This is a genomic window from Paenibacillus sp. 276b, from assembly GCF_900107875.1.
Lineage (GTDB): Bacteria > Bacillota > Bacilli > Paenibacillales > Paenibacillaceae > Paenibacillus > Paenibacillus marchantiae.
Genome location: NZ_FNRR01000001.1, coordinates 180,703 through 203,992 on the forward strand (window position 1 = coordinate 180,703; position 23,290 = coordinate 203,992).

Annotated in this window: 17 protein-coding genes; 16 read left to right on the top strand and 1 reads right to left on the bottom strand. The window is 47.7% G+C overall.

Translation table 11 applies throughout. The annotated features are described in order from the left end of the window. Positions 1–26 precede the first annotated feature (26 nt). Complete coding sequence (locus BLV50_RS00795) at positions 27–233, top strand: YwbE family protein (protein WP_063564738.1); 207 nt, start codon at positions 27–29, stop codon at positions 231–233. 21 nt (positions 234–254) lie between these two features. After that, the gene (locus BLV50_RS00800) at positions 255–845 is read left to right on the top strand and encodes a DUF4269 domain-containing protein (RefSeq protein ID WP_090805261.1); all 591 of its coding nucleotides are present in this window, start codon (positions 255–257) and stop codon (positions 843–845) included. Between the two features lie 13 nt (positions 846–858). On the opposite strand, the gene BLV50_RS00805 is transcribed toward BLV50_RS00800, so the two are convergent. After that, positions 859–2,295: a hypothetical protein gene (locus BLV50_RS00805; RefSeq protein WP_064639155.1), complete on the bottom strand. Its 1,437-nt coding sequence runs from the start codon at positions 2,293–2,295 to the stop codon at positions 859–861. Positions 2,296–2,664: 369 nt separating this feature from the next. Here BLV50_RS00805 and BLV50_RS00810 point away from each other — a divergent pair, with 369 nt between their 5' ends. The 14 genes from BLV50_RS00810 (at position 2,665) to BLV50_RS00875 (ending at position 23,289) form a co-directional block, all read left to right on the top strand. Beyond that, the gene (locus BLV50_RS00810; protein ID WP_090805263.1) at positions 2,665–4,464 is read left to right on the top strand and encodes a sensor histidine kinase; all 1,800 of its coding nucleotides are present in this window, start codon (positions 2,665–2,667) and stop codon (positions 4,462–4,464) included. After that, on the top strand, positions 4,439–6,058 hold the full coding sequence (locus tag BLV50_RS00815; protein ID WP_177031093.1) for a response regulator transcription factor: 1,620 nt from the start codon (positions 4,439–4,441) through the stop codon (positions 6,056–6,058). Before BLV50_RS00810 ends, BLV50_RS00815 begins: the two co-directional genes overlap by 26 nt. A 174-nt stretch (positions 6,059–6,232) precedes the next feature. Further along, positions 6,233–7,219 carry an ABC transporter permease gene (locus BLV50_RS00820; RefSeq protein WP_090805269.1) on the top strand — a complete coding sequence of 329 codons (987 nt, stop codon included), beginning with the start codon at positions 6,233–6,235 and terminating at the stop codon, positions 7,217–7,219. Between the two features lie 17 nt (positions 7,220–7,236). Continuing rightward, complete coding sequence (locus BLV50_RS00825; RefSeq protein WP_053783705.1) at positions 7,237–8,145, top strand: carbohydrate ABC transporter permease; 909 nt, start codon at positions 7,237–7,239, stop codon at positions 8,143–8,145. Positions 8,146–8,327: 182 nt separating this feature from the next. Next, positions 8,328–9,854 carry an ABC transporter substrate-binding protein gene (locus tag BLV50_RS00830; protein WP_063564731.1) on the top strand — a complete coding sequence of 509 codons (1,527 nt, stop codon included), beginning with the start codon at positions 8,328–8,330 and terminating at the stop codon, positions 9,852–9,854. Between the two features lie 122 nt (positions 9,855–9,976). Continuing rightward, positions 9,977–10,675, top strand: a complete 699-nt coding sequence (locus tag BLV50_RS00835) for a hypothetical protein (RefSeq protein ID WP_063564730.1) — start codon at positions 9,977–9,979, stop codon at positions 10,673–10,675. 330 nt (positions 10,676–11,005) lie between these two features. Further along, positions 11,006–12,751: a sensor histidine kinase gene (locus BLV50_RS00840; protein WP_090805271.1), complete on the top strand. Its 1,746-nt coding sequence runs from the start codon at positions 11,006–11,008 to the stop codon at positions 12,749–12,751. Between the two features lie 89 nt (positions 12,752–12,840). Further along, complete coding sequence (locus BLV50_RS00845) at positions 12,841–14,463, top strand: response regulator (protein WP_090805272.1); 1,623 nt, start codon at positions 12,841–12,843, stop codon at positions 14,461–14,463. A 103-nt stretch (positions 14,464–14,566) separates the two neighbouring features. Next, positions 14,567–16,273, top strand: a complete 1,707-nt coding sequence (locus BLV50_RS00850) for a type 2 periplasmic-binding domain-containing protein (RefSeq protein WP_371129213.1) — start codon at positions 14,567–14,569, stop codon at positions 16,271–16,273. A gap of 247 nt (positions 16,274–16,520) precedes the next feature. Next, complete coding sequence (locus tag BLV50_RS00855) at positions 16,521–17,411, top strand: ABC transporter permease (protein WP_062321959.1); 891 nt, start codon at positions 16,521–16,523, stop codon at positions 17,409–17,411. 29 nt (positions 17,412–17,440) lie between these two features. After that, on the top strand, positions 17,441–18,319 hold the full coding sequence (locus BLV50_RS00860; RefSeq protein ID WP_064639146.1) for a carbohydrate ABC transporter permease: 879 nt from the start codon (positions 17,441–17,443) through the stop codon (positions 18,317–18,319). Positions 18,320–18,351: 32 nt separating this feature from the next. Further along, on the top strand, positions 18,352–19,461 hold the full coding sequence (locus tag BLV50_RS00865; RefSeq protein ID WP_090805276.1) for a glycoside hydrolase family 53 protein: 1,110 nt from the start codon (positions 18,352–18,354) through the stop codon (positions 19,459–19,461). Between the two features lie 34 nt (positions 19,462–19,495). Further along, positions 19,496–21,568 carry a beta-galactosidase gene (locus tag BLV50_RS00870; RefSeq protein WP_090805278.1) on the top strand — a complete coding sequence of 691 codons (2,073 nt, stop codon included), beginning with the start codon at positions 19,496–19,498 and terminating at the stop codon, positions 21,566–21,568. 281 nt (positions 21,569–21,849) lie between these two features. Then, the gene (locus tag BLV50_RS00875) at positions 21,850–23,289 is read left to right on the top strand and encodes an NAD-dependent malic enzyme (RefSeq protein ID WP_063564724.1); all 1,440 of its coding nucleotides are present in this window, start codon (positions 21,850–21,852) and stop codon (positions 23,287–23,289) included. The last annotated feature ends 1 nt before the right edge of the window (position 23,290 follow it).

Below are 23,290 nucleotides of genomic sequence, written 5' to 3' on the forward strand. Positions count from 1 at the left end.
ATACGTTGAAGAGGAGAGGGAAACCCATGAATGGACAACAACGAGTAAATATCAAACCGGGTCTTGAAGTGGATATCGTGCTCAAGCAAGATCAGCCGACAGGCAAACTGACACGCGGTATCGTGAAGGATTTGTTGACCAAATCGCCCACACACCCGCATGGGATCAAAGTGCGTTTGACCAGTGGACAGGTGGGTCGAGTGAAACAAGTCGTTACAGGAGCGTCAGAATGAGCCGCTACCCGAGGGTGTGACATGATTACAACTACGGATGTAATGGCACATTTGGCCTCGGGGAACGAGCGTCAGCAGGATGCGTATAAGGTGTTGCAATCCAGTGGATTGTTAAGCATATTGGCAGCTTATCAGCCTTATCCGGCTGGAACAGTGCCGATTGATATTGATATTCCTGGAAGTGATCTTGATCTATTATGTGAGGCAGCGGATCTCGAGGCGTTCCAAACATTGGTGCACCAACATCTGGGCGGAATGCAGGGTTTTCGATGCGACAGGGGGGATGGCCATGCTGGCCAGCGTCCTTATGTGACCTGTAGTGTGGAAATTGGAAACTGGCCTGTAGAGATTTTCGCTCAGTCCCTATCTGTACGCAGGCAGAATGCTTATATTCACATGCTGGTAGAGTGGGGATTGTTGCAACTCTGGGGTGCAGCAGGACATCGGGAAATTCGCAAACTGAAGCTGGAAGGCTTGAAGACGGAGCCTGCATTCGCTACTGTATTAGGACTTCAGGGAGACCCGTATGAGGAAATGCTTCATCTGGCCGCAATGAGTAAGGATGAGCTTTGGCAATGGGCCCGCTTGCGTACGTCTTTTCACTTCGAATAGCACGGTTAAGTAATCAGATTAGAAAGATAGCAACGATAGTAGTAACTGTTAATCCCAGCAGTACCGGTTTCAGATTGCGTCGTGCCAGTTCAAATGGACTGACTCCACAGATGGCAGCAGCTGGAATTAAGGCCCATGGAATTAAGGTCCCACCGCCTACCCATATGGCGGCGACCTGACCCAGTGCCGTCAATACAGGTGCGGAATCTGCCGAGCCTGCAAACATGGACGCAATGGAGCCGACCAGGGATATTCCAGAGAACCCCGAACCATCCATTCCCGTGACCGCTCCGGTCACAGTCATCGTTATAGCACCTACCGTATTATTCAATGGCACTAGCCCTGCAAGAGCAACCCCTAAATCATTCACAATCCCGTGTGATCCAGCAGGCAGCGGGTTGTTGAACAGTTCTGTGATCGCAGCATCCCCAAGATAAAAGAAAGCGGCAATCGGGATAACAGGACCAAACACCTTGAATCCGAACTGAAATCCTTCAATTAAATAGTTTGTTGTTTCTTCCGGACCTGTATGACGATGCGCGGCAAGTGATACGGCAATCAGAATGAGCACGGCCGTTCCACCAATTAGTGCTGTGGCATCACCGCCTTGTAATTTAAGTAAAAACATCAGAATGACGTCGACTAAGAATAACAATGGGATGATCAGAGCGAATGCCTTTTGCAAACGTGGGGGCATTGCTTGACGTTGAACGGCTGGCTCCTCGGAAATCGGCGCAGAGTCTGACGAAGGTGGATGAACGGTTACTGCTTCACCAGAGATCGGATCACTGAGTTTAACGGGGGAACCTGACTTCATCTCCTTGCGCAGCATCCAGAATGCCGTTACGGTAGACACCGTCCCCATCACTATGACAAGTGGGATACTTGCAGTCATAACAGCGGTAACGGGAAGGCCAGCTGCATCAGCTGTCAGTTTGGGTGCCCCTTGGATAATGTAATCCCCTGATAAGGCAATGCCGTGACCGAACAGATTCATGGCAATGGCAGCGCCGATGGGAGGAAGTCCGACTCGTACTGCTACCGGAAGAAGTACAGCTCCAACCAGGGCAACGGCAGGAGAGGGCCAGAAAAACAATGATACGATCATCATAATGAATCCAATTCCCCAATAGGCGACCTGTGGAGAACGGATGAACCGGGTGAGTGGTGTCACCATGACTTCATTGATCCCCGTCCGGATTAATACCCGGCTCATGGCGACAATGATCGAGATGATAAAAATGGTGCTGAGCAGCTCCTTGGCTGCGTAGATAAAACTGCTGAAGATTCCGGAAACCGATCCGCTTAATGTTTCAGTCGCCAGGAGTCCAATGGTCATGATACCTGCGACACAAATGATGGTTGTGTCTCTACGCCGAACCATGACGGCGATAATCAAGACGATAAAAGCCAGATATACATAATGCAATGGGACGAGTTGTATATTCATCGGACATGCCTCCTTACATCCTTGATGTCAATCCAAGGAGTGATATATCGTATGCATGTCATCACCGGGCGTTCGTGGAGTGTGGAGCAGGATTTTTTTTACAGATGGAGAACTAATTAGAGCATGGACCCTCGAACACGTACTGAAAGCCAAAAGCAAGTCACCAGAATTGACACTGACAGGTCACGGAACCACATAGACAGATGCAAGCAAGTATGACTACAATAAACATGCCATTATAAGGAAGAAGATGGAAGAAATACAGTGGTGGAGCATCAAAAAAAACAGGAGAAATCGCTTGATCTTGATAGCGGTTACAACAATGTGCAAAAGAACTGAAATCTAGATTAAACAAAAGGGCGGGAATTCATGAATTTCATCCGTTCACTGCGCTTTAAGTTTATTGTGGGTCTGACATTGATCATGCTGCCACTATTCATGCTGCTATATTACAACAACGTATATGCCATGAAAGTTGTACGTGATCAAGTGTCTCTCACCAATATGAATCATCTTGCAAAAAGTGTGGAGCAGAACGAGCGTGTGCTGCAGGAGACCAATCGGTATTTATACAGTCTGGGCGAGCGAGACCCGGACATTATTTCCCTGTTTTTTCTCAAATACGGCAGCGGCGATTATATTATTGCCAAACAGCGTATTATGAACAAATTCATGACCGATATCGGATTTTATAATCTGATCGATTCATTTTTTCTGTACGATGCCGTGAATGACGATCTGTTACTCGCTACCTCGGGCAATTATGATGTCAAAATGTCGATTGTGCAGGAGAGCATGCCGGTCCAGATGCAGCAGCTGGAGGGGGAAATCCAGAAGCCAGAGTGGAGCATCGTTCGGGGAGGCACATGGAATGCCTTGGTCAAAACGGTGCGGATCAACGCCCAGTTCTATGCGGGGGCGCTGGTGGACATGAATGCACTGAATCACCCCGAGCAATTCACGGAGTCCGGTGACCGGGGAGGTGCAGTCATCGTGGGAGCAGATGGCGGGGCGCTGTCCGATTCAGCCCTGAACTCGGCACAAATCAAACTGGCCGCAGCCCATATCACTGGATTGAATAATCCGTACCAGGTGATCTCTGAAGTGACGTCTATAGGCAGTGCACGTCAGTACCTGATGCTTGGCATTCCCTCAGCCATGTCTGAGATGAACTATGTTGTCCTGCTGCCCGAGGAGGATATGATGCGAAACCTGCCATTTTTTCAGCAGATCATTCGCCTGCTTCCAATTGGTGCAGCGGTCATTCTGATCACAGCTATGATTTTTCTCAGGCAGCTCCTATTCCGTCCGATGAATGTGCTCATACGTGGGATGAGAAGGGTTAGCCGAGGAGAACTTGATGTGAGGCTTGAGACGCCGTCTTCATCTGAACTGGAGTTTGTCACGCACAGCTTCAATCAGATGACAAGTGAGATCCAGCATCTGAAGATAGATGTGTATGAGGAACAATTGCGCACAAGAGAAGCAGAGTTTAAACAATTGCAGATGCAGATTAATCCTCACTTTTACCTGAATTCATTGAATATCATTCATAGCCTGGCTTCGTTGCAAAAGCATGAGCTGGTGCAGCAGATGGCGGGGCATCTGGCAGATTATTTCAGGTTCAGCCTGCGTGCAGGCAAACGTGTTATTCGATTGGATGAAGAATTGGAACATATCAGTCATTATTTGGAGATCCAGAAGCTGCGGTTTCCAAACAAGCTGGATTTCGTTCTGGATGTCGGACCGGATCTGGGGCATTATGTGCTGCCGCCTTTAACGATTCAGCCTTTTGTGGAGAACGCCATTATTCATGGCTTCCAGCGGCGCAAAGAGCCTTTTGTTATTTGCATAAGAGCATGGAAGTCGAAAACGTTATCTGATCCTGAACCGTCTTCGGTTCTTCAACTTTCAATTACAGATAACGGTGTTGGATTTGAGCAAGAAATACTGGAGCGCCTGCAACAGGGGCAATACGCCGAAGATCCGGGTGGACAGCACATTGGCATCTGGAACGTTATTCATCGGCTGCTTGTAAAGTACGGCGAACATGCCGGATTGCAGTTCAGCAATCAGACTGAAGGAGGGGCAGCAGTCCATATTCATATGCCCGCTCAGACGGAAGAAGAAGAAGGGAGAGCCTATGCGGAACCTGTTGATCGTGGATGATGAAGTATACGCCTTGCAAGCGATGGTGGAAGGGGTGAACTGGAGCCTGGCCGGAATCGACCAGGTATTCAGTGCTGGTGATGCGGAAGAAGCGAGAATGCTGATGAAATCCCATCCCATTGATATTATGATCTGTGATATTGAGATGCCGGGTGAAACGGGACTGGATCTGCAAAGCTGGGTGTTAAAGCATGATCCCGGCATGCAGACGATTTTTCTTACAGGTCATGCCCTGTTCGATTATGCCCAGACGGCAATCAAGCTGAACAGCTTCGATTATGTGCTGAAGCCTGCTCCCGCAGACCAGCTGATCAAGGTTGTTAGCCAGGCAATGGACAAAATCAAGGATGACGAGAAGCGTTCCCGCACCAATGAAGTATATGAGACGGTGTACAAACGCTGGCAAACGCATAAACCACTGTTGACCGAGCGTTTCTGGAAAGACGCCATCTCACAGCGCGTAACCTTAACCCAGCAAAAGCTGCAGGAGCTGGCCGAGGTCTATGGAGCCGAGATTGATCCGCACGTGCGCGTGTTGCCGATTGTCATTTCCGTCGAAGAATGGGTGCGAGACTTCGATCTGCGTGACGAGGAGGTGCTGGAATATGCGCTCCGCAATGCTGCCAAGGAAATGCTGCTTGGTGACAAACCTGGGGAAGTGTTTCAGGATCACAGTGGACTAAATATTGTGCTTGCATACGAACAGGACGGGATCATACCTACGGCGAGTGAGATGGCACAAGGATGTCAGAGTTATATTCAAGAGTGCGGTACCTACTTTTATTGCCGATTGTCCTGTTACGTCGGAGTCCCGGTAGCAGTTACAGATTTACAGGGGATGCTGAATGAGCTGATGGACATGGAGCGTCGCAATATCAACGAGCTTGAAGGGGTCTTTATCTATGACGAGGTGGGCCGAGATACGGAGGATCGTTTTCTGCCAATACCGTGGTTCTCCGAGCTGTCCATCCTGTTCGAAACGGGAAAGTTTGACGACCTGCGCGAGCGTGTGGACGAAATCTTTGAATTACTGGCTTCACAGGAGCGTTTGTCACCGGAAATTCTGCGCTTGTATTATCATGCGATGCTGCATGTAATCTACCCGTTGCTGCATCAGAAAAATGTATCTGTACGCAGCCTGTATCCTGGAGAACGGGAGCCGGAAGAAAACGTTGTGACACGTTCGCTGCCCCAACTGAAACAGTGGACATCAGATCTGATTAGTCGTGCCATCCCGGTATTGTATCCGGACGATCACAGTCCAATGACGATTGTGGACCAGTTATGCATTTACATTGAAAATCATATTGGTGAAGAGCTGATGCGAGAAGAACTTGCATCCTTTGCCGGATTTAATCCGGCCTATCTATCCCGCCTTTTTCGTAAAGAAAAGGGCATGTCACTTTCCGAATTCATTCTCCAGCGCAGAGTAGCCAAAGCGAAGACATTATTGTCCCAGTCTACTGTGAAAGTGACGGATATCGCAGGCAAGGTCGGTTACTACAATTACTCTCATTTTACGAAAATGTTCAAAAAGTGCACGGGCATTACCCCACAGGAGTTTCGCAAACAGTCCCGAACGGTACAGATTTGACGCAGCATGCTGCGTCTTTTGTTTTTTTGTGCCCTAAAGTCATAATTTGATCAATGAACAGGTCACCACAGCAGATAGTGGACCTGAACGCCTCGCCGTATACTTGAACCACAGGAGACACAGCGGTGTTTCATCCTGAGGATGAAATTCAAGAGGAGTGAGGGAGAACAAGTTATGAAGACACAACCCCAGGCGGGTAAGGCAGCACGTCTATCGGATGAAAGGGACATAACGGTTCGAAAACGAAAGTCTGTCCTATACAATCTAGGTAAATTCAAGGTTTTGTATCTCATGTTTTTGCCAGGCATTCTGTTTCTGCTGGTGAACAACTATATGCCGATGTTCGGCGTTCTGATTGCATTCAAAAATGTAAACTATGCCGACGGTATTTGGGGCAGCCCGTGGAGCGGCTGGGATAATTTCAAGTATTTGTTCTCCACCAGCGATGCTTGGGAGATCACACGTAATACGCTCGCCTATAACACCGTATTTATTGCGCTGAATTTAGTTGTAGGTGTAGGGCTTGCGATATTGTTGAATGAAGTGAAGAACAAGGCAATGTCCAAATTGTATCAGTCACTCATGCTGCTTCCGTATTTTCTGTCGATGATTGTAGTCAGCTATTTGGTGCTCGCGTTTCTAGGCAAGGATTCGGGCTTCATGAACTCAACGATTCTTCAGCTCTTTGGCGGACAGCCCATTGACTGGTATTCGGAGCCTAAGTATTGGCCGTACATTTTGCCACTGGTGAACACATGGAAGAATATCGGTTATTATGCCGTCATTTATCTGGCAGCAGTGGTAGGCATCGATGAGGAATATTATGAAGCAGCCGTGCTGGATGGCGCGAGCAAGTGGCATCAGATTCGCTTCATTACCGTTCCGTTTCTCGTACCGCTGATCGTGATTATGACATTGCTGCAGATCGGTCGTATTTTCTACGCGGATTTCAGTCTGTTCTACCAGGTTCCGCTGGAATCGGGCGCATTGTTCCCGGTTACGAACGTTCTGGATACTTATGTGTACCGAACCTTCCTTATTGGAGGCGATATCGGGATGTCCTCGGCAGCCGGGCTGTATCAGGCTGTTGTCGGATTTGTACTTGTTCTCGTATCCAATACCATCGTTAGGAGAATGGACAAAGATAATGCATTATTTTGAGAGGAGGCAAGCCAGCTGTGAAATCACGTGATCCATTAGCCGTGTCGCGGCGTTCCGCGTCTATCATACACGCTATGTTTATATTCTATGCCATTGCCTGCATTGTGCCGATCCTGCTTGTCTTCGCGATCTCATTCTCGGACGAGACGACGGTCATTGCGAACGGGTATAAGCTGATTCCGGAGAAGTTTAGCCTGACTGCCTATGAGTTTCTGTTCAAGGACATGGATCAGATCATCCATTCCTATGGCATTTCAATTATCGTAACCGTGATAGGTACAATAACGAGTGTTGCGCTGACTGCATTGTACGCATATCCGCTTTCCCGAAGAGATTTGCCGTATCGCGGGTGGTTCGCCTTTTTCATCTTTTTCACCATGCTGTTCAATGGCGGTCTGGTCCCGTGGTATCTCGTCTATGTAAACGTACTGGATTTGAAAAACTCGATTCTGGCACTGATCATGCCGCTGCTGTTGTCACCGTTCTTCGTGCTGGTCATGCGTACGTTCTTCGCCAATTCCATTCCGGTATCGATTCTTGAATCGGCACGGATTGATGGAGCGGGTGAATTGAGAACGTTTACACGTATCGTGCTTCCGCTCTCCCTTCCGGTGATGGCGACTGTTGCACTGTTCAGCACATTGAATTACTGGAACGACTGGTATCTCAGCATGATTTTTATATCTGATAACCGGACGATCAGTCTTCAGTACCTTATGTACCGGACGCTGCTCGATATTCAATATTTAACATCCAACTCCAATGTCTCTTCACAGATTTCGTCACAGGGCGGATTGCTGAATCTGCCGAATAAAACACTGCAGATGGCGATGGCTGTTGTCGGTATTGGTCCAATCGTACTGGCATATCCATTCTTCCAGCGGTATTTCATCAAAGGCCTAACCGTAGGCGCAGTGAAGGGGTAACTCCGGCCGGTTAGCGGAGAGGGCAACGGATAATCGAAGATGGACCTGAGAGGGCATATACAAAAAGCAGCGAGTACAGACACGCCGGAGGGCCGGCAAGCGAACGGACTTTTGCAGATTGGGGAACATTGCGAATTGGGGCAATCGGTTGCAGGGTCCAACATATGACGGGAGGGGTTCACTTGGTTAGAACGTTTAAGGTATGGCCGCGTTTCGCGGCAGCAGTTATGGCGCTGAGCCTGGTGCTGGCAGGTTGCTCATCAGACAAAGGCGGAACAACACCGGAAGCACAGGGTGGCGGTGGAGCGGAGACTGGGGGCAAGCCCTATGAAGTGACGTTGTATTATCCAGGGACACCACAGAAAGATGTAGCTCTGGTGGAAGCCGAGATCAACAAAAAGATGGAGCCAAAGATTGGGGCAACACTCAAGATTAATGCGATCGACTGGGGTCAGTGGGATAACAAGCTGAATCTTATGATCTCTTCCGGCGAAAAATCAGACATTATTTTCACAGCGGCTTGGCAAAATTATACGGTCAATGTGGCAAAAGGAGCTTTCTTGCCGCTCAATGATCTGCTTGACAAGTATGGGCAGGATATCAAGAAAAATCTCGATCCAGCCTTTCTGGAAGGTTCTCAGGTGGATGGCGTAAACTATGGCGTTCCTACCAACAAGGAGTTAGCTGCGACGCGTGGTGTACTCGTACGCAAAGATCTGGCTGACAAATACAAGCTCGATCTGACCGCAGTAAAAACATGGGCTGACCTGGAGCCGCTGCTCAAAACAATCAAGGAAAACGAACCAGGCATCACTCCATTCTATATGTCCAATACCAATGGTAACGGGCTGTTAGAAAATCTGGACTGGGATTATCTTGGTGATGCATCCGTTCCAGGCGTCATCTCCAAAACAGCGGGTACAACGACGGTACTGAATGAAGTGGAGACCCCTGAATTCAAGGAAGCGGCTGAGCTTGCACGCAAGTGGTATCAGGCTGGATACATTAACAGTGATGCAGCAACTTCCAATGTATTCCCGAAAGATCAGGCGAAGGCAGGCAAGGCCTTCCTGTGGACCGATGGCATGAAGCCGGGCAAGGATAAGGAAGAAGAAGGGTATGTCGGATATCCATTGACCCAGATCGAGATGACACAGCCTACGATTACAACCGGGGATGCTTCCGGTGCGATGCTCGCGATCTCCCGCTCCTCTGAGCAGCCTGAGAAGGCGATGCAAGTCATTAACTTGCTGCATTCCGACAAAGAAATCAACAACCTGCTCAACTTCGGAATTGAAGGCACACATTATGTGAAGAAAGACGGCCAGGACAACATTATTACCTTGCCGGAAGGTGTAGATGCGAACAGTCGCACATATAATCCTGGTGCACAATGGCAGCTGGGTAACCAGTTCCTGAACTACCTCTGGGATAATGAAGATCCGCAGAAATGGGAAAAGTTCAAAGAGTTTAATGCCAAAGGCGTTAAGTCACCTGCACTGGGCTTTACGTTCAATAGCCAATCCGTAAAAAACGAAATTGCTGCGGTCAACAACGTGAACAAACAGTTCAAACCGGGTATGACATCGGGTGCAGTAGATCCGAACGAGATGATCCCGAAATATCTGGAGAAGCTGAAAGCCGCAGGTATTGATAAAATCATTGCAGCTAAACAAGAACAGCTCGACGCATTCCTGTCGAAAAAGTAGAATTGAGTTGCAAAACCAAAGACGTTTTCGGTTAAAAACCGGAGCGTCTTTTTTTATTTGGATCGTAAACCATAATAAGGAAATATATGATATAATCAGGTGGTTGATTAGGGGGTGTTCGTGTGTCGAGAACCAGACTTGTGTTCTCTGCGATGTTATTGCTGTTTGGCATCATTTTTACGTTTAAGCATCACCTCGGTTTCTCTGTGGGGGACACGATGTTGTCTGCTATAGGCATGTCGCCTTATACCACATCCTATGTAAGTGGTGTGCATATCACGTTATTTTTTGGAATGGGTATATTAGCGTGCAGCTACTATCTTACACGCAAAGAAATCATGCCATTATATCCGGTTCTGGCCAAACGGCTCTGGCTGATCGTTCTCGCTATTGTTCTCAGTTATTCCTACATGACGGATAAATTGATGTATGTAGCCAAATGGGGGGCATCCGGTATCAATGGTGTTTCCTATGTCCAAAACGATAGCTCCTGTACCTATGATGTACTGGAAAATGGCATTACACGAGTAAACTGTGACCTGACACTCAAAAATTACACCAGAGAGCCTGTAGCAGCTGTGCTTTTGCCTGACTTGGCCCGCAGTTACAAACACCAGGATGATCCGCTCTATGAATCCCTGCAATCTGTCCAGCTGAAGCCTGTGCATATAGAGATTGAGCCGCATGGAACATTTAAAGGTCAACTGGCGTTTTCCGGTTTGGCTGCCTCCCCGCTGCAAGTCAAAGGAAAGCTAACCGATATTGTAATGGATGTCGCCGTAGATGGAGAGAACACTGTGTTTGACTACGATATTCCATAATGATTTTGCGTTAGCAAGATAGAATGAATACATAAGAAGAGCATTGCGAATTAGAAGAAATTAATCAATATATAGTGTTTAGAAAAGAGCTGGCGGTTGCCAGCTCTTTTTTGCGTGGAAGTTGCAATTAGTGCAGAAAAGTTGGTTTTGTCACCTTTATGTATGTATATGGTAACGCTTACGATATATAGAGAGTCTCTTTAAAGAGATTAAGTCAGGAATAACAGATGAGCTGTGGAGCGGATCCGCCCAGAAAAAATAGTTTATGTTTAACGCTTTCATCGTTAAAATTAGATTCACTGACTAATGAAGGCAAGGTGAGGTAAGCAGATGTCATACCGGACGAATCTATTTTCCAAAATGGTCATTTTAATTCTAATTATGCTGGTTCCAGTCGTACTGCTGTACTGGTATTCCAACCATAAAACGACAGCAGTTCTGCGAGATGAACTCAATCGCTCCAACAGTAACCAACTGGAATTTTTTCAGAATCAAGTGAACACACACATCGAGTTGTTATCCTCGTGGCCGAATCTGCTCATCCATGATCCCGATATTGCGAGCTTCCGTCGGATCTACGCCGACAGTAAATATTTCGATCTGGATACGATCAATTTGGTTAAACGTATTCAGAACAAGCTGAGCATTCAGGAGAGTTCATCCAACTGGACAACGAAATTGTATCTCTATTCGCCGACGCTGGGCAGAGTCATCTCTGAAAGAGATGCTGGCTATTATGATCAGCAGACGCTGAGAGGCAACATATCATCCGGATGGAATGTTCGAAAGACTCAGGAAGGTGAAGATGATAAATTCATCTTCAGCTGGATCACCGTATCTCCGTACGGCATTAGCGATCCCGCAGCCAATGCGCAAACCGTGATTAAACTAGAATTCGACAGTGACAACATTCGAGATATGTTGGACAAATTCAAGGACGATGGTCGCCATGATCCATTTTATTACCGGGAAGAGACGGGGGTCATCTATAACCGCACCTCGGATCGTGCCCTGACAGGTCAGCTCATGGACAAGCTCGCCATTGATAAGCTTAAGGATGTGGATAACCGGACGGTAGTCATTAACGGCGAGCCTTATATGGTTAATACGGTAAAGTCCAGCACGACCGGCTGGTATCTGGTCGATTACATGCCACTATCAGCTATTCTGAAGCCGATTCATCAATCCAATATATTGTTTTATTCCGCAATGATCTGTCTGCTATTGATGAGCTTTGCCGTAGCCTATCTGTTATATGTACAGGTCCAAGTCCCTGTCAAACAGTTGATTCGTGGATTCCAACGATTGAAGCAGGAGGATTATTCAGTCCGAATTACACCCAAAGGACGCAATGAATTCAGCTTTTTGTCCGAACGATTTAACTCCATGGTGGCGCAGATTCAGCAGTTGTTTGAACACGTGTACCTGGAACAGATTCATGTGCGTGAAGCCCGTCTGAAACAGCTGCAATCGCAGATTAATCCACACTTTTTCTATAATTGTTTCTCATTCATTACGAGCATGGCCAAGCTGAAGCGTGTCGATGCCGTCGTTGCCATGTCGCATAATCTGTCCCGATACTATCGGTATACGACGAGGCAGGAGCGTGATGTGGTACCGCTCACAGAGGAAATTGAGTTCGTCACCTGTTATCTGGAGATTCAGCAGATGCGTATGGACCGAATACGTTTCAAAATTGACTTACCGGAAGACCTCTTAAGGCAAGAGGTGCCTCCTCTAATCGTACAGCCACTGGTGGAAAATGCGGTCATTCATGGAATTGAAGCCGATGCCGAAGCTGGGGAAATACGGGTGTCCGGAGAACAGAGAAATGGCATGATGATTCTTACCGTAGATGACGACGGGCAAGGTATGGATGACTTGGCCCGGCAGATGCTGCTCCACAAACTCACAGGCGGTATGGACCAAGAGATGGGATGTGGGTTGTGGAACGTTAACCAGCGTCTTCAGCTCAGGTATGGGGAGCAGGCGGGAATTAGCGTCACGGAATCACCGCTTGGTGGGCTGCGTGTTACCTTGTCCTGGCCTACTGACGAAAAACATCTTATTGAATAGAAGGATAGAAATAGAGACGCCATATGACCACAGAATTAGAACTATAGAAAGAATGCATTGCATAACGAAGCAGATAGGGAGTGACTGTCTTGATTGATATCTTATTGGTGGATGATGAAACGTATGTAACGGAAAGTCTGGAATTGACCATTCCCTGGGGAGAGCTCGGTGTTACGACGGTTTTGCGTGCAGCATCTGGCAAGGAAGCGCTGCAGATCTTGGAAGAGAATGCAGTGGACCTTGTGGTGACCGATATTCGAATGCCGGGCATGTCCGGGCTGGAACTGGTGGAGGAGGTAAGCAGTCGATGGGCGCATATCCGCTGTATTCTGCTGACCGGGCATAGTGATTTTCAATATGCCAAAAAAGCAATTCAGCTGCAAGCTGCCGATTATATTCTCAAGCCAGTGAACGATGAGGAATTCATGGCTTCGGTCTCCGCTGCCATCACGTCCCTTCGGGATGATTGGGATGAATTTGATAAATACCATCGGTTGTTATATAGCCGGAAGTCAGATTATAAAATTTTGCGGGAGAATCTGATGCATGATCTGTTGCTGGGCCGCGAGATTACAGCACGGGCACTGGGTGAACAGCTTGAAAAGTATGAGATTGTGCTTCAGCCGGATCAACCGGCAGTTATGATGTTGGTTCGCCTTACAGGCCGGTTCTCGGCAATGGACCAGCAATCACTGGATTTGATGGAGTTTGCGGTTGGCAATATTGCCGAAGAGGTGTTTGGTCCCCAATTCAACGTATGGTTTGGACGAGGTCCTCATGAGAGTTTGGTCATGATGATACAGAGTCAGGACTGGACGGAGCCTGCTCAGACGAATGTGGATGAGCTGAAGCAGCCAGTTGGGACTTTCCGCGAGCATGTCATTCGATATCTGCAAGGTGATCTGTCCATGGTGGTCACTGCACCGTTTCAATTTGCCGAACTGACGACCGCTTATCGTAAAGGTTTGGGATCACTCGTACTATCGGGTCCAGAGGAAAATACAATCATTTACATGGATAAAGAGCTGTCCAAACGATCGGAGAACGATGCGGCACAAGCGCTTGAAGAGCTCTATAAGCCACCCGTTCTGCCTCAATTGCTTGAAACCAAACAGTGGGAGGCTGCGGCACGTAAACTGAATGCTGTCTTTGATGCAGCGGACCGTGTATGTCTCTCCAGAGAGCATGTATATGAGATGTATTTGTCTGTAACGAATGCTTTTATGTACATTGCGCACAAGCAGGGGCATCTCGTACATGAGATTGATCATGCGGGATTTGATCTGCTATTGGCACATCAGTTGATTCAATCACCTGACAAGCTTCGACGCTGGGCGACTGAGATGCTTGCCAAGTTGCAGGAGGAACTGTCGGATCAGGAAGGCGTGCAGAGCCGCAGACACGTCATCAAGCAGGTTCAGGAGATGGTAACCAGAGACGCAGGACAGGATCTATCCGTGAAGATGATCGCAGACAAGGTGTATTTGCATCCCGTTTATTTGTCCAAGATCTACAAAGCCGAGACAGGTGAGGGGCTGGGCGATTATATGATTCGCATGCGGATGGAGCGTGCATTGTATTTGCTCAAATACACCAACAAAAAGATATACGAGATTACCAGTGAACTTGGGTACCAAAATCCGCAATATTTCAGCAAAATGTTCAAAAAACATTACGGCATGACACCGAATGAATATCGGGATCAGGCATAATTTCAACATCATTCCAATATATAGGTTGCCAAAGGTGCAGAAATCTTGTTTTCGTGACATAGGCTGAAAGACCCGGCAGGCCTATAATGAAAGGGTAACCAAAATGATTGAAGGGGGAACAACATTGAGAGCGAAATCCACGAAAAAGAGATTACTGTCGCTTCTCGCAACGGCGGTGTGTCTGACCGGCGTCCTTGCAGGCTGTACAGGAGGAAATAGCGGAGGAGATAGCGAGGCATCAAGTACGCCAGCTATTGAAAACGAATACAAAGAAAAATATGATCCTGCAGTAACGATTACAACGGCATGGGGAATTGATCCTGAGCTAAAATTCAAAAATGGCGAATCGATGGAAAATAACGTAGCAACCAAGTGGGCCAAAGATCAATTTGGCATCGACATCAAATCCTTGTGGTCTGTAACGGATACGAACAACGCATTTGCGACAAAACTTCGTCTTGCTATGTCATCCGGTCAGGAGATGCCTGAAGTGGTAATGGTAGGGGACAACCTGCTTGCACAGGATCTGATTGATTCTAGCATGTACCAGGAAGCGGGTCCGCTGTTCGACAAATACGCTTCCGACACATGGAAAAAAGCGATGGAGCAGGATCCCAATGTATGGAACCAGTATAGCCGTGACGGCAAAAGAATGGGTATTCCCGTACTGGACTATGCGTACAACAATGATTACCTGCTGTGGATTCGCCAGGACTGGCTGGACAAGCTGAATCTGGAGGCGCCAAAAACAATCGATGAACTGGAAAAAGTCATGGATGCGTTCAAAAATCAAAATCCGGATGGCTTAGCTCCAGATAAGGTCATTCCGCTCAGCATTGGTTTCAAAACATCCATGAACACATGGATGGGAGATCCATCCTGGATCTTTGGTGCATACGGAACATTGCCGTTCCAATGGAATGTAGCTGAAGACGGCAAGCTGGAGTATGGTTCCATCAATCCTGGCATGAAGCAAGGTCTGACCAAATTGAGCGAATGGCTCAAAAAAGGTTACATCCCGCAGGAAGCAGCATTGTGGGATGAAAACAAAACAGCCGAGCCAGCAGTGGCAGGTACAGCCGGTATTATCCCAGGTCCATACTGGATGAGTGGATGGCCGCTTCTGGATACAGTGAAAAATGTGCCAAGTGCCGTTTGGAAACCGATTGAAATCCCGACCGGTCCAGAAGGCAAAGCTATGCGTCATGGTACACAGTTTGTTAACGGCGTCATTCTGATCAAGAAAGACATGGAGCACCCTGAAGCGTTCTTCACGTATGAGAACTACCTGTTCGACAATTATGCAGACCCGGCACCGGGTAGCCAGTATGATAACGGTCTATTTGCAAAGTATGACTATCAATTGGATGCCAATGGCAAACAATTGCCGATTGACCAAATTGAAGGCGGATATGTGAACGTTGTACGTTATTTGCTCGTTCGTGACGGCGCCCGTATTCCCGATGCTCAGATGAAAGCCCTGCTCAATCTGGCAGATGGCAAAGAGCCTGAGACGAAGCTTGAGAAGGATGTTGCTGTCAACTACGGTAAAGAGACCCCTGCCGCAGCGAAAGTGTTGCTCAGTCAGGAAGAAATCTCCTACAAAAACATGTTCACAGGTCCTACAACAGCGACAATGAAATCCAAGCTGGACTACCTGAACAAAATTGAGAATCAAGCCTTCAACGAAATTATTTATGGCAAAAATCCGGTAGATGCGTTCGATACATTTGTACAAACGTGGAAATCGGGTGGCGGCGACCAAATCACACAAGAGGTCAACGAATGGTATGACAGTGTGAAAAAATAAGGATACAGCAGCGTGCAGACCAACCAGGTCTGTGCGCTTTTTTGTCGTTATGAGAGCCTGATTTGCTTCGGGGAGTTGCGGGTCAGCAGTGGATGAATGACTGGAATGACAGCGAGTCCAAACTGGTTGCTTTTGTGCCATTTATATTGCTTTTATGTGCTGTTTGACCTATGCAAACGGTTGATATAATCGCAGTATAAGCCGCTCAGGGAGCACTTGAGTAGGAAGAATTACAGGGGGAGCAATCATGAGAACTTTAAAACGAACTTGGCCATTTCACGTAATGCTGCTGCCAGCCATCATCTTTTTGATCATATTCAGCTATGTGCCTATGGGCGGAATCGTTATGGCATTTCAGAACTACAAACCATGGCTCGGCATCAGCGGCTCGGAGTGGGTCGGGCTAGATAATTTTAGATATTTGTTTGAACGCGAAGACAGCCTGCAAGTCATATGGAATACTCTGATCATTGCTGTACTCAAACTCATTTTTAACTTGTTTGTCCCGTTTGTGTTCGCGATTTTGTTGAATGAAGTTCGCAAGATGGCGATCCAGCGAACGATCCAAACCTTGGTGTATCTGCCTCACTTCTTGTCTTGGGTTATCCTGGGCGGAATTCTGATTGATCTGTTATCCACCGGAGGACTGGTGAACCGGGTACTCGGAACATTCGGACTTGGGCCATATTTCTTCCTTGGAGATAACAGCTGGTTCCGACCGACGATCATTCTAACGGATGTGTGGAAAGAATTCGGCTATAACATGATTGTCTTCTTGGCTGCCCTTGCCGGCATTAACCCAGCGCTGTATGAAGCAGCAGAGATTGACGGAGCGGGTCGCTGGAAACAGACACTGCATATTACCATCCCGTCTCTTGTACCGATGCTGATGGTGGTTGGAACACTGGCACTGGGTAACGTGCTTAACGCTGGGTTCGATCAGATTTTCAATCTGTACAACCCGCTCGTATATCAAACGGGCGACATTATTGATACATTCGTTTATCGCTCGGCGCTGGAAAACGGAGAGATGGGCTTCGCGACCGCAATTGGATTATTTAAATCGGTCATCAGCATGGTCTTGATCCTTGTATCATACAGCTTAGCCAAAAAATACGCCGGATACCGCATATTCTAATCGAATGAACAGAGAAAGAAGGGACCACGATGTATCATAAATCAACGCCTTATCGCGTGTTCAATGTCATCAATATTTGTTTTCTCATTTTGGTTGCCATTATGTGTATTGTACCGATGATTCACGTTCTGGCTGTATCCTTCAGTAACAAGGCTGCCGCAGATGCCAATCTCGTTAACCTCTGGCCGGTAGGGTTCTCACTTGAAGCATACAAAAAAACGATGAATAACCCCATTTTCCTAAACTCTCTCTGGATTTCCTTGCTTCGGACAGTCATTGGTACGGGAATTACGTTGCTGATCACCTTTTTGGCAGCGTACCCGTTGTCGAAAGAAAATAATGAATTTAAAGGAAGAACCGTCTATTCATGGATTTTTGTTTTTAGTATGATCTTCAATGGGGGACTCGTTCCCTTCTATATGGTCATCCAGAAGATCGGCCTGATGGATTCCTTCTGGGTGCTGGTGCTTCCGGGAGCGGTTAACACCTTCCTCGTTATTCTGATGCTAAACTTCTTCCGGGGTATTCCGAAAGAGCTTGAGGAAGCGGCGCTGATGGATGGAGCCAATCACTTCAGAACGTTGTTCAGTATCTTCCTGCCGATTTCCATGCCATCTATCGCAACGATTGCATTGTTCAGCATGGTGTTCCACTGGAACTCATGGTTTGACGGATTGCTCTACATGAACAATGCCAAGGATTATCCGCTGGCCACTTTCATGCAGACCGTAATTATCAAACGTGATATGAGTACGATGGCCATGAACCCGAAAGAGATGGAAACCATTTCTCAAACCACAGTAAGAGCGGCACAAATTTTTATTGGAAGTGCGCCAATCCTCATTGTGTATCCATTCCTGCAGCGCTTCTTTGTCAAAGGTATGACCTTGGGTTCAGTTAAAGGCTAAACCTGCATCTAAATTAAACGGAGGTTGATGAAGTGAGCAATTTAAAGGAAGAGGCATTCATTCTCGGAATGGATGTGTCATTTATGGATGAAATTGAGCAGCATGGTGGGACCTATCGTGATGAGCATGGGCAGCAGGCGGACTTGCTGACCCTTCTCAAGCTGGGTGATGCCAATGCAATCCGGTTGCGAATCTGGAATGATCCTGTAGGCGGATTCTGTAATCTGGAGCGGACGGTAGCGGTAGCCAAACGGATCAAGGAACAAGGATTACAATTTTTGCTGGATTTTCATTATTCGGATCGCTGGGCTGATCCAGCCAATCAATGGAAGCCGAAGGCATGGGAGAAGCTGTCCTATGAGGAACTACAACGTGAGGTATGTACCTATACGGCGGATGTGCTGAGAACACTCAAGGAGCATGATGCATTGCCGGACATGGTGCAGGTGGGGAACGAAATAACACCTGGCATGTTATGGGATGAAGGACGTGTTGGTGGGGAAGAGCATGATACCGATGAACAGTGGGAGCGTTTTGCTGGACTTGTGAAGTATGGCATCGCTGCTGTTAAATCGGTTGATTCGGAAATCAAAATTATGATTCATATAGACCGCGGTGGTGATAATGCGGAGAGTCGCAAGTTTTATGATCGGTTTGAGGCGCTAGGTGTGGAGTTCGATATCATTGGGCTCTCATATTACCCTTGGTGGCATGGAACACTGGATGCACTGCGGGATAATCTGCATGACTTGGCTGAACGCTACGGCAAACCAATCAATGTTGTTGAAACCGCTTATCCTTGGACATTGGAGCAGCCTGAAGGTCACGAGTGGATTCTGAATCAGGAAGAACTGTTGCTGCCCGGGTATCCGGCAAGTGTGGAAGGACAGACACGTTATTTGAAGGATTTGCTGCAGATTATTCGTGAGGTTCCCGGAGGTCTAGGAGCGGGATTCTATTACTGGGAGCCTGCCTGGATTCCTAGCAAGGAAGAGTGGTCTGTTGGACATCCGAATAACTGGGGCAACCTGACGATGTTTGACTTCAAGGGTCAGAAGTTGCAATCGTTTTCAGCGCTGAAGGCTGGAGAGGAAAATGACACTACATTGGATGAGCAGCCGAGTGCTGCATTGATCAAATAGATAATTAAAATGAAATGAATAAGGAGTTGTCAGCATGACATACAAATATCCACCTGTGAGTTCCAAAGCACCTCATATGTTACATGGTGCAGATTATAACCCGGAGCAATGGCTACGCTATCCTGAAGTCCTTGAGGAAGATATCCGATTGATGAAGCTTGCCAAATGTAATGTGATGTCCATTGGCATCTTCTCATGGGTATCCCTTGAACCGGAGGAAGGCGTGTACACGTTTGAATGGCTGGATCAAGTGCTGGATCGTTTTGCGGCCAATGGAATTTATGCATTTCTGGCTACCCCAAGCGGTGCAAGACCTGCCTGGATGTCGGCCAAGTATCCAGAAGTGTTGCGTGTTGGGGCCAATCGGGTTCGCAACCTGCATGGCTTCCGTCACAACCATTGTTACACATCTCCGGTATACCGAGAGAAGGTTACTGCAATCAATACAAAACTTGCAGAACGTTACTCGGATCATCCGGCAGTAATTGGCTGGCACATTTCCAATGAATTTGGCGGGGATTGCCACTGTGATTATTGTCAGGATGCTTTTCGCGGCTGGGTGAAAAACAAATATGGCACACTGGACGAGTTGAATCACTCTTGGTGGACGACATTCTGGAGCCATACCGTGACAGACTGGAAACAAGTGGAGTCTCCTGCCCCGCATGGAGAGACACAGGTCCATGCGATGAATCTGGACTGGCGCAGGTTTGTCACCGATCAGACCGCTGATTTTATCGTGCACGAAACGAAACCGCTGAAGGCCAAAAATCCCGATCTGCCGGTAACGACCAACCTGATGGAGTTTTATGAAGGATTGAACTACTGGAAATTCGCTGACATTCTGGATTTTCTGTCATGGGACAGTTATCCGACATGGCATGATGCGGACGAAGAAGATACACTGGCATCCAGAGTGGCGATGATGCATGATATCGTTCGTTCCATCAAGGGCGGGCAGCCGTTTTTATTGATGGAGAGCACACCAAGCTCAACTAACTGGCAAGAGACCAGCAAATTGAAACGTCCAGGTATGCATTTGCTGGCATCTCTGCAAGCTGTAGCACACGGCTCGGACAGTGTACAGTACTTCCAGTGGAGGAAGAGTCGGGGTTCCAGTGAAAAGCTTCATGGAGCGGTTGTAGATCATGTTGGTCATGAACATACCCGCGTGTTCCAGGATGTAACTGACGTAGGAGCGGCACTAGAAGGAATGCAAGCGGTGGTTGGAACGTCCGTTCCGGCTGAGGTTGCCATCATCTTCGACTGGGAAAACCGCTGGGCAGTAAAGGATTCCCAAGGGCCGCGTAACATCGGAGTGAAGTACGAGCAGACGGTCGAATGGCATTATGATGCCTTTTGGAAAGAAGGTGTGCCTGTGGATGTCATCGACATGGACGCTGATCTCTCCAAGTACAAACTGCTCATCGCACCTATGCTCTATCTGGTACGTGAAGGCGTGGGCGAACGCATTGAGCGATTCGTGGAAAATGGCGGTACATTTGTGGCCACGTATTGGTCAGGTATCGTAAATGAGAATGATCTGTGCTTCCTTGGAGGATTCCCTGGACCGCTTCGCAAGACACTAGGGATCTGGTCAGAAGAGATCGACGGCTTGCATGACCGTGATCTGAATGGGGTTGTGCCTGTGAAGGATAATGAGCTTCAACTGAATGCCGAATATGATGCTTTCGAATTATGTGACCTGATTCATCTGGAAAGTGCAGAAGCTCTGGCGACATATCGCTCCGACTTCTATGCCGGACGGCCTGCTTTGACCGTTAATCGTCTTGGCTCAGGTAAAGCCTATTATATGGCTACACGTTTCAAAGCTCCATTTTACGATGATTTCTATGGCAGTCTAATCGCTGATCTGGGTATAGAGCGTGCTCTTGAAACTCAGCTTCCTGCTGGTGTTACGGCACACATTCGTACAGATGGCACAGCGGATTATGTATTTGTGCAGAACTACACACCGGAGACGAAGCAAGTACAACTGGACAACCAGTCCTATCGTGATCTGCTGAGTGATGATGCTGTAGAGGGCAGCCTGGATTTGCAACCATATGATATCCGAGTACTGCGCAGAGCGGCTGAGCGTAAATAATATATTTGTTACTCATTTGGCTGAAAAATGTAGGGATAACAGCGATCGGAAGGTTGTTCTATCATCGGAGTGGCAAGTGTAAATATTCTTTAGTTTAACTTATATAGTGTGCAGAAGGGCCACCCTTAACGTCTCGATCAGACGGAGAGGGTGGCCCTTTTTGTCGTATTTAGATCACACTGAGCACTTTTTTTGGGCAAGATAAAGGATAAACGTGTCCGCGCAGCGAAGACAAACAGGTAACATTGCAACTCATGACTTTCAGTCTGGGAGGAATTGGAATGAATCAAAGGAATTTAGACGGTAACAGCTTTATTATTCGGCTGGAAATGACAACAAAAGACATCAAGTTTGGTGAAGTGGCCTCGGCCATCTCGGAAGCTGGCGGAGACATTATCGCCATCGACGTAATTTCGACCAATCAGGATGTAAGTGTGCGCGACTTAACTGTCGCTGTAACGGATGCACAAGATAATAGCAAAATTATAGAAGGGGTGCGCCAGCTTAAAGGAGCATCCATCATAAACGTATCGGACCGGACGTTCCTGCTGCACTTGGGCGGCAAGATCGAAGTTACGCCGAAGGTCCCGATTCATAACCGTGAAGACCTGTCACGTGTATATACACCGGATGTGGCCCGGGTATGTTCGGCTATATCAGAAGAGCCTGGAAAGGCATTTTCGCTGACAATCAAGCGGAATACGGTTGCCGTAGTATCCGATGGTAGTGCCGTGCTTGGCCTTGGCAACATTGGACCACGTGCCGCGATGCCAGTCATGGAAGGTAAAGCGATGTTGTTCAAACAGTTTGCAGGAGTGGACGCTTTCCCGATCTGCCTGGATACACAGGATACCGAGGAAATCATTCGAACTGTGAAAGCGATCTCACCAGCGTTTGGCGGGATTAACCTAGAGGATATTTCTTCACCACGTTGCTTCGAAATTGAGCGTCGCCTGAATGAGGAACTGGACATCCCGGTATTTCATGATGACCAGCACGGTACAGCAGTTGTGTTGTATGCAGGTCTGATCAATGCGCTCAAGCTGGTTGGTAAATCCATCACGGATGTCAAAATTGTCGTTTGTGGTATCGGTGCAGCAGGTGTGGCATGCAGTAATATTCTGCTGTCCGCGGGTGCGAGTCGGGTTGTCGGGGTGGATCGTGATGGTGCGCTGGTACGGACGAATACCTATGAAAATGAAGTATGGAGCGACTATGCGGCTCGTACCAATCCGGAACTGGAGACAGGTTCACTTCGTGACGTGATTCGCGGAGCAGATGTCTTCATCGGTCTGTCGCGCGGTAACCTGTTAACCCGTGAAGATGTGCAAACCATGGCCGCTGATCCAATTGTTTTCGCCATGGCGAATCCGGTACCGGAGATTATGCCGTCTGTGGTGGAAGACATCGTGGCTGTCATGGCGACAGGCCGCTCAGATTATCCGAATCAGATCAATAACGTATTGTGTTTCCCAGGTATGTTCAGAGCCGTTCTGGATTGCCGTGCCAGTGAGATTAATGAAGAGATGAAGCTCGCAGCAGCTCAGGCGATTGCTTCAGCCATTTCCGATGAAGAGCGCACCCGCTATTATATTATTCCGAGTGTGTTTAACGATAAAATCGTCAAATCGATGCGCAATCGCGTGATTGAAGCAGCGGTCAAAACGGGTGTGGCAAGACGTATACCACGTGAACAAACTCGCGAAGGCGGGGACGTGTAAG